Annotated in this window: 8 protein-coding genes and 1 pseudogene; 7 read left to right on the top strand and 2 right to left on the bottom strand. The window is 39.8% G+C overall.

All coding sequences use genetic code 11. The features are described 5' to 3' along the window. The first annotated feature begins 179 nt into the window (after positions 1–179). The 7 genes and pseudogenes from CVP05_RS06600 to CVP05_RS06630 all read left to right on the top strand — a co-directional run bounded on the left by CVP05_RS06600 (position 180) and on the right by CVP05_RS06630 (position 9,577). Positions 180–893, top strand: a complete 714-nt coding sequence (locus CVP05_RS06600) for a FadR/GntR family transcriptional regulator (RefSeq protein ID WP_100288788.1) — start codon at positions 180–182, stop codon at positions 891–893. Beyond that, on the top strand, positions 880–1,950 hold the full coding sequence (locus CVP05_RS06605) for a Gfo/Idh/MocA family protein (RefSeq protein ID WP_100288789.1): 1,071 nt from the start codon (positions 880–882) through the stop codon (positions 1,948–1,950). The genes CVP05_RS06600 and CVP05_RS06605 overlap by 14 nt, the downstream gene beginning before the upstream one ends. Before the next feature lie 299 nt (positions 1,951–2,249). After that, on the top strand, positions 2,250–6,143 hold the full coding sequence (gene purL, locus CVP05_RS06610; RefSeq protein ID WP_100288790.1) for a phosphoribosylformylglycinamidine synthase: 3,894 nt from the start codon (positions 2,250–2,252) through the stop codon (positions 6,141–6,143). Positions 6,144–6,243: 100 nt separating this feature from the next. After that, positions 6,244–7,134, top strand: a complete 891-nt coding sequence (locus tag CVP05_RS06615; RefSeq protein ID WP_100288791.1) for a hypothetical protein — start codon at positions 6,244–6,246, stop codon at positions 7,132–7,134. Between the two features lie 138 nt (positions 7,135–7,272). Then, a complete protein-coding gene (locus tag CVP05_RS06620) occupies positions 7,273–7,791 on the top strand; it encodes a GNAT family N-acetyltransferase (protein ID WP_165773133.1) in 519 nt (172 codons plus the stop codon). Next, on the top strand, positions 7,788–8,156 hold the full coding sequence (locus CVP05_RS06625) for an ASCH domain-containing protein (protein ID WP_100288793.1): 369 nt from the start codon (positions 7,788–7,790) through the stop codon (positions 8,154–8,156). Before CVP05_RS06620 ends, CVP05_RS06625 begins: the two co-directional genes overlap by 4 nt. A 210-nt stretch (positions 8,157–8,366) precedes the next feature. Continuing rightward, positions 8,367–9,577: pseudogene (locus CVP05_RS06630) on the top strand (ATP-binding protein). A gap of 55 nt (positions 9,578–9,632) precedes the next feature. Here CVP05_RS06630 and rpoC read toward each other — a convergent pair. Together rpoC and rpoB are read right to left on the bottom strand one after the other, a co-directional pair. Then, on the bottom strand, positions 9,633–13,874 hold the full coding sequence (gene rpoC, locus CVP05_RS06635; protein WP_100288794.1) for a DNA-directed RNA polymerase subunit beta': 4,242 nt from the start codon (positions 13,872–13,874) through the stop codon (positions 9,633–9,635). 105 nt (positions 13,875–13,979) lie between these two features. Beyond that, positions 13,980–18,008, bottom strand: coding sequence for a DNA-directed RNA polymerase subunit beta (rpoB, locus tag CVP05_RS06640; RefSeq protein ID WP_100288795.1), 4,029 nt, complete (start codon positions 18,006–18,008; stop codon positions 13,980–13,982). Positions 18,009–18,098 lie beyond the last annotated feature (90 nt).

The following is an 18,098-nucleotide window of genomic DNA, read 5'->3' on the forward strand; positions in this document are numbered from 1 at the left end:
ATACATTGAGATATAAATAATTAGAGCTTTACAACAAATAGATTTAGATCGAAAATTAAACTTATGATTATTTAATAATCGTGTGCTTCGCACAGACGTATGATGTCTTATCTTTTAGACATATGATGTCTTATTTCGCAAAATAATACTGTGATCTTATTCACAAAAAGAGAAAAAAGATGGAAAAACTCACAAAAAAAGCTGCTTCACTGGATTTACAAGAAAAAATTAAAGAATTAATCATTCAGCGAAAATTGAAATCTGGGGATTTGATGCCGACAGAAAATGAATTAATCGAATTATTCAATGTCAGTCGCTCTAGCTTAAGAGAAGCCATTAAATCATTAGAGGCGCTCCATATTCTTGATATTCATCATGGTATCGGCACATTTGTTGGCTCATCTTCCCTAATTCCCATGATTAGAGGGCTAACTTTTCATGCCCAACTACATTTACAAGATAACCTTAAAAATATCATCGACATTTTAGACGTTCGTGAAATTTTACAGTATGGCTTTGCCCCAATGACGCTTCCCAAAATCACAGATGAAGATAATCAAAAATTACAAAGTCTTATTCGCACAGTAGAAGAAAACGCATCAAAAAATCTTTTCTCCATAGAAGAAGAAAAGCAAATTCACCTACTCATTTATCAACCATTACAAAATCATCTATTAAGCCAATATCTTGATGCTTTCTGGGAAATTTATGAAAAATTAAAAGATCAATTACCCCCTATTCGCTTCTCTCCAAAAATATTGGCTCTGCAATATAGAGAATTAGTTGATGCTGTAGAAGCCAAAGATCTGGATAGAATGCAAAGAGCCATTCTCTATTATTTTCAAGAAATCAGACAGTGCCTATTAAAAGGAAATCACCATGAACAAAACTAAAATTGCATTAATCGGCTGTGGATTCTTCGGCAAACAACTTGCTTATAGTTTTAACAAATTAAATACCGTATTAGTAGGCTTTGTCGATTTAAATATTGACCGAGCTCATCAATTAGCTGAAAAATATGGCTCTCAAGCATATGAAAATATCCATGCACTTTTGGAAAATACCCAGCCTGATCTAGTCATTATTTCTACATTTAACTATGCGCATAGAGAGCCCGCCATAGCCGCATTAAACCACAATGCCCACGTATTTATTGAAACACCATTCACCATCGATCAACAAGAATGCCGCGAGATTGTTGAGCTGGCTAACGCCAAAAATAAAACCCTATTTATCGGCCATCTGCTTCGAACCCTACCGGGCGTAATAAAAGCAAAACAGTTTCTTGATGAAAATAAACTAGGAAAAATTACTGTTGCAAGAGCTACTCGACAACGCTGGATAGACAGCTCGCCAAATAAAGACTGGTGGAAAAATAATATTGCACTTACTGGAGGGAAATTATTCAATGAAATTCATGAGCTTGATTTGCTCTGTTGGTTACTCGGTGATGTTGATTCTGTTTATGCACAATCAACAAATCGCGCTCACCCAGATAACCTAGAAAACCATGATATATTTCAGCTACTATTACAATTCAAAAGTGGAATATTTGCTTCATTAGAAATGGGAACAGCCTATAGACTACACGAATGGAGCATTACCATTCATGGGGAATTGGGCGCACTCGTTATCAATTTCTTTAACTCAACCATGACACTGACGCTTGCAAATGGACAACGTCAGCAATTCAACTTATATGATGAATTTGAAGCCGATCTTTCATTACGAGAAAGCGGTAAAGCCATTCAACGATACAATGAACTCAATGCAATCGTCCCATTATGGCTAAGCCGAGCAACAGAAATAGAAGCTCAAACAATCCTCGATCATTTAAATGAAGGGAAAGAATCTGTATTAACGCAACAAACTATGGATGCAGTAATTGTTGCTGATGCCGCAAGAGAATCAATTAAACAGAAAAAACAAATTGATGTTATTTGCAAATAATCCCATCAGCTCTGACAACTTCCCCTAACAGAATGGGAACTGTCAGAGCGAATATTGAATTGTATGGCACGCCGATTGGAATCATGATGAGCTTGATCGTCATTGGCAAACCCTTACAATTTCACCAAAAAATGCCTTTATTGATTTTCTAAAAGCTATTCGCGAAACTTAAATTTTACCTCACTCAATATTTCGCCATTTTCCACCGCACTTTCCGCGAAAATTCCCTACGCAAACGTTTTCCTTTTAAGGTATAATGAACCCAATTTTTTGTAACTTAAACTTATGGTGAAATTCCTATGTTCCAAATTTTTCGTGGTTCTCCAGCCCTTTCAGAATTCCGTATCAATCAACTTTTAAGTAAATTTGAAAAAGCCAATCTCCCTGTTCAGTCTGTGTACGCCGAATATGTGCATTTTGCCGATTTAAATGAAAAACTGACCGCACTTGAAGAAAATGAACTCAAAGAACTGTTGCACTACGGTCCGACCTTGACCGAGCATGAAGCTAAAGGCGAAACCTTTGTGGTGATCCCACGCGTGGGTACGATTTCCTCTTGGTCATCAAAAGCCACCGACATCGCCCACAACTGCGGTTTAAGCAAAGTGGTGCGTTTAGAGCGTGGTTTGATTTATTACTTTGAATTTAACGGCGAATTGACCGCTGAAATTTCCGAAAAACTGACCGCACTTATCCACGACCGTATGATGGAAACGGTGGTTCGCAAGGCGGAAGAGGCGCAGATTTTATTCCAACAACAAGAACCCAAACCGTTCACCACTGTTGATGTATTAGGCAGCGGTCGCAAAGCCTTAGAAGTGGCGAATGTGGAACTGGGTTTAGCTTTGGCGGACGATGAAATTGATTATTTGGTGGAAAATTTCACCGCACTTGGGCGCAACCCGAACGACATCGAACTGTATATGTTCGCCCAAGCCAACTCGGAACATTGCCGTCATAAAATCTTCAATGCGGATTGGGTAATCGATGGCGAGAAGCAAGACAAATCGCTGTTCAAAATGATCAAAAACACCTTTGAGAAAACCCCTGATCACGTGCTTTCTGCATACAAAGATAATGCGGCAGTAATGGAAGGCTCAAAAGTGGGACGTTTCTTCCCTGATCAAGACGGGCAATATCGTTATCACCAAGAAGATGCGCACATTTTAATGAAAGTGGAAACCCACAACCACCCAACGGCAATTTCCCCATTCCCAGGGGCTTCCACCGGTTCGGGCGGTGAAATTCGTGACGAAGGGGCGACAGGTCGTGGTGCAAAACCGAAAGCCGGTTTAGTGGGCTTCTCAGTGTCTAACTTGGTGGTGCCAAACTTCGAGCAGCCTTGGGAAAATCCGGTTTCCAAACCAAACCGTATTGCTTCCGCCTTAGATATTATGCTGGAAGCTCCATTGGGCGGCGCGGCGTTTAATAACGAATTCGGTCGCCCTGCGTTGTTAGGTTATTTCCGTACCTATGAAGAAAAAGTCAATAGCTTTGCGGGCGAAGAAGTGCGTGGCTACCACAAACCGATTATGCTTGCGGGCGGTATCGGCAACATTCGTGCCGAGCACGTGCAAAAAGGCGAGATCCCTGTGGGCGCGAAACTCATCGTATTAGGTGGTCCTGCCATGAACATCGGCTTAGGTGGCGGCGCGGCTTCCTCAATGGCTTCAGGGAAATCCAAAGAAGATTTAGATTTTGCTTCCGTGCAACGTGAAAATCCGGAAATGGAACGCCGTTGCCAAGAAGTGATCGACCGTTGCTGGCAAATGGGCGACGACAATCCGATTCTCTTTATTCACGATGTGGGCGCAGGCGGTTTATCTAACGCAATGCCTGAACTGGTGCACGACGGCGACCGCGGTGGTAACTTCCAATTACGCGATATTTTATGCGATGAAAAAGGCATGTCGCCACTGGAAATTTGGTGTAACGAATCCCAAGAGCGTTATGTATTAGCCGTTGCCCCAGAAAAACTCGAATTATTCACCGCACTTTGTGAGCGTGAACGCGCGCCGTTTGCGGTGATTGGTGAAGCGACAGAAGAAAAACATTTAACCCTTGCGGACAGCCATTTCGACAATAAACCGATTGACTTACCAATGAATGTGCTGCTCGGCAAAACCCCGAAAATGACTCGCGATGTGGCATCTAAAACCTTAGCCAACGCGCCAGTTTCAACCCAAAATGTCGCATTAAAAGAAGCCCTACACCGCGTATTGCGCTTACCTGTGGTGGCAGAAAAAACCTTCTTAATCACCATCGGTGACCGTTCTGTAACAGGTATGGTGGCGCGCGATCAAATGGTCGGCCCTTGGCAAATTCCTGTTGCCGACTGTGGCGTGACTACCGCAAGTTTAGACAGTTACTACGGCGAAGCCATGTCAATGGGGGAACGTGCGCCTGTAGCATTATTAGACTTCGGCGCATCCGCACGCCTTGCCGTGGCTGAATCCCTCACCAATATTGCCGCTACCAATATCGGTGATATCAAACGCATTAAACTTTCCGCCAACTGGATGTCGGCGGCAGGTCACGAAGGGGAAGATGCCGGACTTTATGAAGCAGTAAAAGCTGTTGGTGAGGAGCTTTGTCCGGCACTTGGCTTAACTATTCCTGTGGGTAAAGACTCAATGTCCATGAAAACCACTTGGGAAGAAAACGGCGAGAAAAAATCCGTAACCGCGCCATTATCGCTCGTGATTTCTGCATTTGCCCGCGTGGAAGATGTGCGCAAAACCGTCACCCCACAACTTCACACCGACAAAGGCGCAACCCGTTTATTATTAATTGATCTTGGGGAAGGAAAAAATCGCTTAGGCGCGACCGCACTTGCACAAGTATACAAACAACTGGGCGATAAACCGGCCGATGTGGTGAACGTTGAGAACTTAAAAGGCTTCTTCAACGCAATGCAACAATTAGTGCAAGAGCAAAAATTACTTGCCTACCACGACCGTTCAGACGGTGGTTTAATCGTCACCTTGGCAGAAATGGCCTTTGCCGGCAATTGTGGTATCAGCGTAGATATTTCTGCGTTGGGTGATGATGACTTAAGCGTCTTATTCAATGAAGAATTGGGTGCCGTGATTCAAGTCAGTGAAAGTGAACTTAACACTGTACGTGAGGTATTAAATGCGCATGGCATTTTAGGCATGACTAAAGATCTCGGCACAGTCACGACCAATGATGAATTTGAAATCAGTCGAGGCACGAAAACTTTATTACGCGAAAAACGTTCTGAATTACGCGGTATTTGGGCAGAACTTACTCACCAAATGCAACGTTTGCGTGACAACCCAGAATGCGCAGATCAAGAATTTGCAACGAAAAAAGATCCGAATAACAAAGGATTATCGGCATTCTTAACTTATGATGTGAATGAAGATGTGGCTGCACCATTTATCAACACTGGCGCAAAACCAACTATCGCTATCTTGCGTGAACAGGGCGTAAACAGCCATTACGAAATGGCAGCCGCTTTCGACCGCGCAGGCTTTAACGCCATTGACGTGCATATGTCAGACTTAATGGCGGGCAGACGTGATCTCAAAGATTTCAACGCGCTTGTTGCGTGTGGCGGTTTCTCTTACGGCGACGTACTCGGCGCAGGCGGCGGCTGGGCGAAATCCATTTTATTTAACGATAAATTAAGAGCGCAATTTAGCCAATTCTTCGCCAACCAAAACACCTTAGCGTTAGGCGTGTGTAACGGCTGTCAATTCTTATCCAACCTTGCGGAAATTATCCCAGGCGCGGAAAACTGGCCGCGTTTCGTACGCAACCGATCCGAGCGCTTTGAAGCCCGCGTTGCCATGGTAAAAATCAACGACACCAATTCTTTATGGTTCGCAGGAATGGCAGGTTCCCATATGCCAATCGCCGTCAGCCATGGCGAAGGACAAGTGGAATTCAAAACTCCTGAAAACTTGACCGCACTTCGCAACCAAAACTTGATTGTAGGACAATATGTGGACAACAACATTCAAGTCACCGAAACCTACCCAGCCAACCCGAACGGCTCGGTGGATGGCATCACCATCATCACCAACACCGACGGCAGAATCGCCGCAATGATGCCACACCCAGAACGCGTGTTCAGAGCCGTAAGCAACTCTTGGTATCCGGAAGATTGGAGCGAAGATGGCGCTTGGGTGCGGATGTTTAGGAATGCGCGGGTGATATTGGGGTAGGATAGTTTACTAATTAGGTATAAAAAACGTATAGTAATATACGTTTTTTTAATCTAAAATAAGTACCGTTACACGTTATAGTATGGGCAGGATCATATAAATGAGAAGTTTTCTTCTAGAATATACGCAAAGATCAAAAGATGAGAATGAGACTGAACCGAAAATTGATATTCATGTTAATCTCTGGAAACTCACGAATTCAATTAATGCTAATTTGATTTTTGACTTTGGATTGATGATTGAGGACATAACAAACATTAAAAATATCATTCTTTATTGCCCATTTCAGATAGACAATGTTAAAGATCTCGGTGGAGACATGTCTAAAGCACCAGATCTGATAGAGGCCATTTTTAACGAAAATTGTGAAATTATAACTAATATACATCCTAATAGAGTTAAGATAACTAAAAAAGGAGATGATTTTAAATCTAAAGATAAAACTGATGAATTCATATTATCTCATTTAGAGAATGATTTGATTTCATTTAAAAATTTAGATGAATATGGGAGAATAGAAATTAATGTGGAAAATATTCTTTCAGGAAATGAGATAAAGTATGTTCAAATTAAAGATATAAAAAAATATTATTTTAGAATAAGGGTTGTTTCAAATAATAATTTATCACATATTGTAAAAAGAGAAAATGAGAGTATAAATATATTGCAAGATTCTTCTCTTCGTACAACAGAAATTATTGACTTCAGAATAAATGATTTTAGATCTATAAATGAAAAGATTAAAGAGGAAGTATTAAGATTAAATACATTTGATATAAACTCTATTCATTATTTAATTATGAGAAATGCTACTGATGAATTTATATCATCTATTAGTAACTATAAAAGTAGGCTTTTAGAAAAAGAGGTCTGGAATAAATATATTTCTGTTGAGAATAAGGATATCATTGCATACCATTTTAAAAAAGCGCAAAAGAAAATCCTACTCTCAATTCATTTACTAATTTATCTAGATTTAAGTATCCTTTAAATATAAAGAAAAGAATATTTTGGTATTTGGTTGTTGTATCTTTAATATCAATTATGTCAAATGGTATTTATGATTGTATTAAAACTTATGGTTTTACTTGGTTAAAAAACATCTTAATGACTTTTAATGGAGGGTAATATGGAATATAAAATTATTAAATATTCTGATATAAATCCTGATAGTTTAAAAGATATTTTTAAACATCTATCTTTAAATTGTTTAGTAACCGAATCTCAAGTAAAAGAAGAGATAAAAGGTTTTCTTCCCGCATATCCTGAAATTATTGAATGGTATCAAAAAGTTATCAAAGAGATAGAAAAAAAACCAAGTAGTCGAGATATGTTTATTTCACTATCGAATGAAAATAATTCATTCGTTATATCAGGGTTAATGATTCTTAAAAAGACTGAAAATGAAAAGAAAATTTGTACTTTACGAGTAAAAGATAATTATCAAAAAAAAGGAATTGGTTCAATTTTAATGGGCATGGCGTTTGACTTTTTGGAAACAAAAAAACCATTAATAACCGTTCCTGAAGAATCAGTAGATAATTTTTCAAAAATATTTAATAAATTTGATTTTCAAGAAGTTGAAAAAATTTCCGATTTATATCGAAAAAATAAAATAGAATATATCTATAATGGGCATTTTAAATGAAAATTCTTATGTCGATAAAACCTGAATATGTTGAAAAGATATTTTCTGGTGAGAAAAAATATGAACTTAGAAGGAAAATCTTCATCCATAGAGTGAAATCTATAATAATATATTCAACCTATCCAGTAATGAAAGTTGTCGGAGAATTTGAAGTAAAAAATATTAAGATTGATAGTCCATCTAATATATTTAATACTTATCATAATGTTATTTGTATTGATAAGGAGAAGTTTTTTAAGTATTTCTCTAATGCAACGAAAGCTTATGCAATAGAAATCGGTCAAGTTTTTAAATATGAAGAGCCTAAGACATTGATGTCATTAGGAATAAAAAAAGCACCTCAATCTTATATGTATATTAGATAAAGTTTATTCCTGGATTGCACAAATCTATAAGCATAGTCGGCTATAATCTAAGAGCATTATTTATAAAATCCCTCTCATCCTGATTTTTGTTTCTGAACGAAACAAAAATCTGTCTTTCTCCCACAAGGGGCGAAGGAAATAGTTGTAAAATCATCGATCTAGGGCTACAACGTTAACCGAGGGTAATTTTACCCACGCCATTTAAGTCATTTGCTTGCTGAGCTTGTTCAGCAATATCCTGCTGTGTTGTTGATAGGTCCTCGCCAAGTGGGGAAATCGACCTTGTTGCAACATTTCGGTGAAAACCAAACCGGCCTTATCGCTATGTAACCTTTGATGACCCAATGGCGTTGAATATGGCGAAAAATGATGGGGCGCTGTTTTTTCTAAACCACACGGGCAAGCTGATTTTAGATGAAGTGCAATATGCACCTGAGCTGTTTTCATTGCTTAAACTCAATATCGATCGGGATAAGCAAAATGGGCAATATTTGCTTTCGGGATCGCAAGCCTTTGAATTAATGAAGCATATTAGCGAAAGTTTGGCGGGGCGGATTGTGGTGTTGAAATTGCAAGGGCTGTCCTTGCGTGAAATTACCCGTAATTCCTTTAATTTGCCCTTTATGCCAAATCAAACTTATTTCAGTCAGCACGAAAAAGCTTTATTAGATTTAGGCGAGTTGGATATTTGGGAACTTATCCATAAAGGCTATATGCCACGTTTGTATGAGCAAAAAATGAATTGGCAGATGTATTACAGCTCTTATGTGGCGACTTATATTGAGCATGATGTGCGCGAGCTGATTGCCGTGAGCAACCCTAACGATTTCACCACCTTTATGGTGGCGATGGCGAGCCGTAGCGGGGAATTGCTTAATTACAGCAACATTGCCAATGAAGTGGGCGTGTCGGTGGATACGGTGAAACGCTAGCTGACGGTGCTGCAAACCTCAGGCATTGTGTACTTGCTTCAGCCTTACCGCAATAACCATTTAAAACGCGTAGTGAAAACCCCAAAACTCTATTTTCTTGATACGGGTTTGATGGCATATCTTACCCGCTGGCTAACTTCAGATACCATTAAGCACGGCGCAAAGCGCGGTCAGTTTTTTGAAACTTTTGTGGTGAGCGAAATCGTGAAATCTTTCTATAACGCAGGGATTGAACCGCCATTGTTTTACTATCGCAACAGCAATCAAAAAGAGATTGGTTTAATTATCGAACATGATCGCACGCTTTACCCAATAGAAATCAAAACCACCGCCAGCCCAACGAAGAAAATGGCGAAACATTTTCACTTGCTCAAAGATCAAATCCCGGCGGATGAACTCACTGTGGCACAAGGCACCATTATTAATCAATATCCGCAAAAACTGTGGTTAGATACGGATTTAGTCGCATTACCGTTGGAGTATTTGTAAAAATAAAAATCCCCAACTTAATGCTGGGGATTTACGTTTAATCGACAAACTAAATTTATTCGTCTTCTGTCATATTTAACATTTCGGTTAAGTTATTGGCCGCAATTTCTGCAGCATTTTCGCTTAAGAAATCTTCAACTTCTTCATCGCTAATGTCAATTTTCGCTGTACCAGCCATTCTGTCTTTAATTCGACCTTGGTGATAAGCAAAACCTGTTCCAGCAGGAATTAATCGACCAACAATAACATTTTCTTTCAAGCCTCGTAACTCATCACGTTTACCCGCAACTGCCGCTTCGGTTAACACGCGTGTAGTTTCTTGGAAAGACGCTGCCGAAATGAAAGATTCTGTCGCAAGTGACGCTTTGGTTATACCAAGTAATTCACGCTCAAATTCTACCAATGGTTTACCTTCTGCTTCACGCTGACGGTTAACGATTTTCACTCGAGCTACTTCAACTTGCTCTCCTTCAAGGAACTCACTGTCATAAGCTTTAGTGATAACACCTTTACGTAACATTTGGCGAACAATAACTTCAATATGTTTATCGTTAATTTTTACCCCTTGCAAGCGATAAACTTCTTGCACTTCATTAACGATATATTCAGTCACTGCATGGACACCACGTAAACGTAAAATATCATGAGGTGTTTCCGCACCATCAGAAATTAAGTCGCCACGTTCAACCATTTCCCCTTCAAATACATTGAGTTGACGCCATTTTGGAATCATTTCCTCATATACTTCACCTTCTGTCGGGGTAATTAATAAACGACGTTTACCTTTCGTTTCTTTACCAAAAGATACGATACCCGAGATTTCCGCAAGGATTGCTGGTTCTTTTGGTTTACGTGCTTCAAATAGATCTGCAACACGAGGAAGACCACCAGTAATATCTTTTGTTCCAACGGATTCTTGTGGAATACGTGCAAGCGCTTCACCGATAGAAACTTCAGCATTATCGTCTAAAGTCACAATCGCTTTACCCGGTAAGAAATATGTTGCAGCAACATCTGTACCAGGAATTAAGATATCATCGCCTTTAGCATCAACAAGTTTAATGGCTGGACGTAAGTCCTTACCCCCTGTAGCACGTTCCCCTACATCTTGGACAACAATAGAAGATAATCCTGTTAAATCATCAGTTTGGCGAGTGACTGTTAAACCATCGATAATATCAACAAATTTAACAAAACCACTTACTTCAGATACGACAGGCATTGTGTGCGGATCCCAGTTCGCAACGGTTTCACCTTGCGCAACTTCTTGTCCATCAGCCTTATTTAATATCGCACCATAAGGTACTTTATAATGTTCTTTTGTGCGACCAAAAGTATCAACAACGGTTAATTCCGTATTACGTGAAGTTAATACTAATTTACCTTCGTTGTTTGTCACAAATTTCACATTGGCTAATTTCAAGGTACCATTATTTTTTACTTGGACACTTGATTCTTTTGCTGCTGCAGATGCTGCACCACCGATATGGAACGTACGCATGGTTAACTGTGTTCCAGGTTCCCCAATAGATTGAGCAGCAATAACCCCTACTGCCTCACCTTGGTTAATTAAATGTCCTCGAGCAAGATCACGCCCATAACATTTTGCACACACACCAAAATCAGTATTACACGTTACAACCGAGCGCACTTTGATGCTATCCACTGAGTTTGCATCAATCACGTCACACCATTTTTCATCTAATAAGGTATTACGTGGAATTAACACTTCTTCTGTTCCCGGTTTGAATACATCTTCGCTTGCTACACGGCCTAATACGCGATCACGCAGCGCTTCTTTTACATCTCCACCTTCAATTAACGGAGTCATAATAATGCCTTCGTGCGTGCCACAGTCATCTTCAATGATCACTAAATCTTGTGCCACATCAACCAAACGACGTGTTAAATAACCTGAGTTCGCTGTTTTTAATGCTGTATCAGCCAAACCTTTACGCGCACCGTGAGTTGAAATAAAGTATTGTAATACGTTCAAACCTTCACGGAAGTTTGCGGTAATTGGTGTTTCGATAATCGAGCCATCTGGACGCGCCATCAAACCACGCATACCTGCTAACTGACGAATCTGAGCCGCAGAACCACGCGCACCAGAATCAGCCATCATAAAGATACTATTAAATGATGATTGTTTTTCCGGATTACCTTCACGGTTAATCACTTCTTCCGTAGATAGATTTTCCATCATCGCCTTAGCAACACGTTCGTTTGCCGCAGCCCAAATATCGATCACTTTATTATAGCGCTCACCCGCTGTTACAAGACCTGATTGGAATTGTTCTTGAATTTCAGCAACTTCTTGTTCCGCAGCATCAATGATAGAATATTTTTGCTCAGGAATTACCATGTCATCAATACCAACTGATGAACCTGAACGCGCAGCATAAGCAAAACCAGTATACATAATTTGATCAGCGAAAATAACACTTGGCTTCATACCTAAACGACGATAGCTTTCATTGATCAATTTAGAAATCGCTTTTTTACCTAAAGTTTGGTTGAACAAACTAAATGGCATGCCTTTCGGCGCAATCATCCATAAAATTGCACGACCAATTGTGGTATCAACGAGACTGGTTTTTGGCTCAAGCTCTCCAGCGCTATTCTTTTCATATTCAGTAATACGCACTTTTACACGAGCATGTAATTCAGCCTGACCGGTACGATACGCTTTTTCTGCTTCACGTGGATCTTGTAACAACATCCCTTCGCCTTTACCATTCACTTTATCACGGGTCATATAGTAAAGACCTAAAACCACGTCTTGTGATGGCACAATAATAGGATCACCATTTGCAGGTGATAAAATGTTGTTGGTTGACATCATTAACGCACGAGCTTCTAACTGAGCTTCAAGTGTTAATGGCACATGAACCGCCATTTGGTCTCCATCGAAGTCCGCATTGAATGCCGCACAGACAAGCGGATGTAATTGGATCGCTTTACCTTCGATAAGAATCGGTTCAAACGCTTGGATACCTAAACGGTGCAAGGTTGGCGCACGGTTCAGCATAATCGGGTGTTCGCGAATCACTTCAGCAAGGATATCCCAAACAATAGCTTCTTCACGTTCTACCATTTTTTTCGCGGCTTTAATTGTTGAAGCAAAACCACGACTTTCTAATTTAGCATAAATAAATGGACGGAATAATTCTAACGCCATTTTTTTCGGTAAACCACATTGATGTAGATGCAAATAAGGTCCGACTGTAATTACAGAACGACCAGAATAATCCACACGTTTACCTAATAAGTTTTGACGGAAACGACCTTGTTTACCTTTGATCATATCTGCCAAAGATTTTAATGGACGTTTATTCGAACCTGTAATCGCGCGACCACGACGACCATTATCTAATAATGCATCAACGGATTCTTGCAACATACGTTTTTCGTTACGTACAATAATATCTGGTGCAATTAAATCCAATAAACGTTTTAAACGATTATTACGGTTGATAACACGGCGATATAAATCATTTAAATCAGAAGTAGCAAAACGTCCACCGTCTAATGGGACTAACGGTCGTAAATCAGGTGGTAATACTGGTAATACTGTCAATACCATCCACTCCGGTTTATTGCCAGATTGGATAAAGGCTTCTAATAATTTCAAGCGTTTAGTGATTTTTTTGCGTTTTGTTTCAGAATTCGTTTCTTGTAGCTCTTCACGCAAGGTTTCACACTGCTGCTCTAAATTCATATCACGCAATAGAGCCTGAATAGCTTCAGCCCCCATCTTCGCTTCAAATTCATCAGCCCAACGATCTTCAGCATCCATAAACTGTTCTTCGGTTAATAACTGACCTTTTTCAAGATCTGTCATACCCGGCTCAGTCACGATATAGCTTTCAAAATACAGTACACGTTCAATATCACGTAATGGCATATCTAATAATAAGCCGATACGAGATGGTAGTGATTTTAAAAACCAAATATGTGCTACAGGTGACGCCAATTCAATGTGTCCCATACGATCACGGCGCACTTTAGTTTGGGTCACTTCTACACCACATTTTTCACAAATGACACCACGGTGTTTTAAGCGTTTATATTTTCCACATAGACACTCATAATCTTTTACAGGCCCGAAAATACGCGCACAGAAAAGGCCGTCACGTTCAGGTTTAAACGTACGGTAGTTGATAGTTTCAGGCTTTTTAACTTCACCATAAGACCATGAACGAATCATATCTGGTGAGGCTAAACCAATTTTGATCACATCAAAATCATCTGGTGATTTAGATTGTGCTTTTAAAAACTTAACTAAGTCTTTCACAGATTTGCTCCTGTCGGAGTTAAACTTATTCAAGTGCGGTCGAAATTTAAAAACTTTTTAAAAATTAACCGCACTTGCGCTTACATATTGGCTTTGACGGCGCAATTACTCATCATCTAAATCAATGTTGATCCCTAATGAGCGAATTTCTTTCAACAATACATTGAAAGATTCCGGCATACCTGGTTCCATTTCATGAGTACCACCTACGATGTTTTTATACATCTTAGTACGGCCATTCACATCATCAGATTTCACTGTCAACATTTCTTGTAAGGTATATGCTGCACCATATGCTTCTAATGCCCACACCTCCATTTCACCGAAACGCTGACCACCGAATTGCGCTTTACCGCCCAATGGCTGCTGAGTAACCAAACTATAAGAGCCTGTTGAACGTGCATGCATCTTATCATCAACCAAGTGGTTAAGTTTGAGCATATACATATAACCAACGGTAACAGGGCGCTCAAATTTTTCACCAGTACGACCATCATATAATGTGATCTGCCCTGATGTTGGCAAGCCACCTAATTCCAACAAACCTTTGATCTCTTCTTCATGCGCACCATCAAATACCGGTGTTGCAAGTGGTAGACCTTTACGTAAGTTGTGGGCTAAACGCATCACTTCTTCGTCAGTGAATGTGCTGAGATCCACTTTTTGTGAACCACCACCCAAGTCGTAGGCTTTTTGGATATAACCACGCAATTTCTCAACATCTTGTTTTTGCTTAATCATGGCATTGATTTGATCACCAATCCCTTTTGCTGCTAATCCCAAGTGTGTTTCCAAAATCTGACCAATGTTCATACGAGATGGTACGCCCAATGGGTTCAATACGATTTCTACCGGTTGTCCATTTTCATCATATGGCATATCTTCTACAGGATTAATTTTTGAGATAACCCCTTTGTTACCATGACGACCAGCCATCTTATCACCTGGCTGAATTTGACGTTTCACCGCCAAATACACTTTCACAACTTTCAATACGCCCGGTGCTAAATCATCACCTTGGATAATTTTGCCACGTTTTACTTCAAGTTTATGCTCAAAATCTTTGCGTAACTCTTCATATTGTTCAGCTAGCTGCTCTAATTGATTTTGTTTCGCTTCATCACTTAAAGTTTGCTCTAACCACTTAGTACGCGCTAGTTTATCTAATTGAGCTTCGGTAAATCCACCATCTAGCAATACATTACGCACACGAGAGAATAAACCAGCTTCTAAAATCTCCAATTCTTCAACAAGGTCTTTTTTCGCTTGTTTTAATTGCATCTCTTCGATTTCAAGTGCACGTTTGTCTTTTTCTACACCATCACGGGTAAAGACTTGAACATCAATTACTGTACCAGAAACACTATTTGGCACACGTAATGAAGAATCTTTCACATCTGAAGCTTTTTCACCGAAAATCGCACGTAATAATTTTTCTTCTGGCGTTAATTGCGTTTCACCTTTTGGTGTCACTTTACCAACAAGAATATCACCACCTTTGACTTCTGCGCCAATGTAAACAATACCGGATTCGTCCAACTTGCTTAATGCCGCTTCACCAACATTCGGAATATCTGCTGTGATTTCTTCTGCACCTAATTTAGTATCACGTGCCACACAAGAAAGCTCTTGAATGTGGATAGTGGTAAAGCGATCTTGCTGAACTACACGTTCAGAAACAAGCATTGAGTCTTCGAAGTTATAACCGTTCCAAGGCATAAATGCCACGCGGATATTTTGACCTAATGCTAATTCACCTAAATCAGTAGAAGGACCATCAGCCATAACCTCTCCACGCTCAATTGGCTCTCCCAATGATACGCAAGGAATTTGGTTAATACAGGTATTTTGGTTAGAACGGGTATATTTTATTAAATTATAAATATCAATACCGGATTCACCTGCAACAGTTTCATCTTCATTGACTTTAACCACAATACGTGAAGCATCAACATATTGGATCACCCCACCGCGCTTAGCTACAACTGCTACGCCAGAGTCTAACGCGATAGGTTTTTCCATGCCGGTACCTACAAGCGGTTTATCTGCTCGCAAGGTTGGTACGGCTTGACGTTGCATGTTTGCACCCATCAAAGCACGGTTCGCATCATCATGCTCAAGGAATGGTATTAATGCTGCAGCAACAGAAACAACCTGTTGAGTAGAAACGTCCATATAGTGAATTTCTTCTGGACGATATAATCCTGCCTCACCATGTTCACCACGTGCTGTAACATAAGTATCCGTAAAGCGGAAATTCTCATCAAGATTTGAGTTTGCCTGTGCAATAACATAACTGCCTTCTTCAATCGCAGACAAATACTCAATTTCCTCTGTCACCTGACCATTCACAACTTTGCGATATGGAGTCTCTAAGAAACCGTAATTATTCGTACGTGCATACACAGAAAGGGAATTAATCAAACCGATATTCGGTCCTTCCGGTGTTTCGATAGGACAGACACGACCATAGTGTGTAGCATGAACATCTCGCACTTCAAAACCAGCACGCTCACGTGTTAAACCACCTGGACCTAATGCTGAAATACGACGTTTATGAGTAACTTCTGATAACGGGTTATTTTGATCCATAAACTGTGAAAGCTGTGATGAACCAAAGAACTCTTTTACCGCAGCTGAAATTGGTTTTGCATTAATTAAATCTTGTGGTGTCACTGCATCAAGATCGCCTAAAGACAAGCGTTCTTTCACTGCGCGCTCAACACGAACCAAACCGATACGGAATTGGTTTTCAGCCATTTCACCGACACTGCGGATACGGCGGTTACCCAAATGGTCAATATCATCCACTTCACCACGACCATTACGAATATCAATGAGTTTTTTCATTACATTGATAATATCTTCATTGCTTAAAATACCACTGCCGACAGTTTCTTCTAATCCAAGAGAACGATTAAATTTCATACGACCAACCGCAGATAGATCATAGCGTTCTAAAGAGAAGAATAAGTTATCAAATAGTGATTCTGCCGCTTCTTTTGTTGGCGGTTCACCTGGACGCATCATGCGATAAATTTCAACTAATGCACTCAAGCGATCATAAGAAGGATCGACACGTAACGTTTCCGAGATATATGGACCATAATCCAAATCGTTTGTGAATAAAGTTTCGATCTTCGTATAACCTGCTTGTGCCAATTTCGCTAGTAATTCTAACGAAATTTCCATATTTGCCGCACAAATAATCTCACCTGATTCAAGATCAATATAATCTTTTGCAGCAACTTTACCAATAATATATTCCGTTGGCACTTCGACTTGAGTCACATTATCTTTTTCTAATGCGCGAATATGACGGGCTGTAATACGGCGTCCACGTTCAATATATACTTTACCATTCGCTTCAATATCAAAGCTTGCTGTTTCACCACGCAATCTTTCTGGCACTAATGTCATTAATAATTTATTATCTTTAATTTCAAAAATGACTTTCTCGAAGAATAATGCCAAAATTTCTTCAGTAGTGTAATTTAAAGCGCGTAAAATAATTGTTGCTGGTAGTTTACGACGACGGTCAATACGTGCAAATAAATTATCTTTCGGATCAAATTCAAAATCCAACCAAGAACCACGATAAGGAATAATACGTGCATTATAAAGTACCTTCCCTGATGAGTGGGTTTTACCTTTGTCGGAATCAAAAAATACGCCTGGGCTTCGATGTAATTGTGAAACGATAACACGCTCAGTACCATTGATCACAAAAGTACCGTTATCGGTCATTAATGGGATTTCACCCATATAAACATCTTGTTCTTTAATATCTTTAATCGTGCCTGCTGCAGCTTCTCTGTCATAGCTAACGAGACGCAACTTAACACGTAATGGCGCAGCATAAGTTGCCCCACGAATTTGACATTCACGTACATCAAATACGGGCTCACCTAATGTATAGCTCACATATTGCAATTCAGTACTACCATTGTTACTCACAATAGGAAATACTGAACGAAACGCAGCTTCTAAACCTTGCTGGCCTTCAGGATCTCTTTGGATAAATTTATCAAAAGAATCTAATTGGATTGTTAATAAATAAGGTACATTTAAAACTTGCGAGCGTTTGCCGAAGTTTTTACGAATACGTTTTTTCTCGGTATAGGAGTAAACCATAGGGTTCCTCTGTTAATGTTCAGTGTGACCCAAATGACATTAATAAATTCATAATGCCAGTGTATATGATACCGTTCTTAGATACCGCAC

Origin of the sequence: Conservatibacter flavescens (genome assembly GCF_002795425.1) — a bacterium.
Lineage (GTDB): Bacteria > Pseudomonadota > Gammaproteobacteria > Enterobacterales > Pasteurellaceae > Conservatibacter > Conservatibacter flavescens.

Coding starts and splice junctions, on each gene's coding strand:
- purL (WP_100288790.1), top strand. CDS start 2,250: ATGTTCCAAATTTTTCGTGGTTCTCCAGCCCTTTCAGAATTCCGTATC.
- CVP05_RS06620 (WP_165773133.1), top strand. CDS start 7,273: ATGGAATATAAAATTATTAAATATTCTGATATAAATCCTGATAGTTTA.
- CVP05_RS06615 (WP_100288791.1), top strand. CDS start 6,244: ATGAGAAGTTTTCTTCTAGAATATACGCAAAGATCAAAAGATGAGAAT.
- CVP05_RS06625 (WP_100288793.1), top strand. CDS start 7,788: ATGAAAATTCTTATGTCGATAAAACCTGAATATGTTGAAAAGATATTT.
- CVP05_RS06600 (WP_100288788.1), top strand. CDS start 180: ATGGAAAAACTCACAAAAAAAGCTGCTTCACTGGATTTACAAGAAAAA.
- CVP05_RS06605 (WP_100288789.1), top strand. CDS start 880: ATGAACAAAACTAAAATTGCATTAATCGGCTGTGGATTCTTCGGCAAA.
- rpoB (WP_100288795.1), bottom strand. CDS start 18,008: ATGGTTTACTCCTATACCGAGAAAAAACGTATTCGTAAAAACTTCGGC.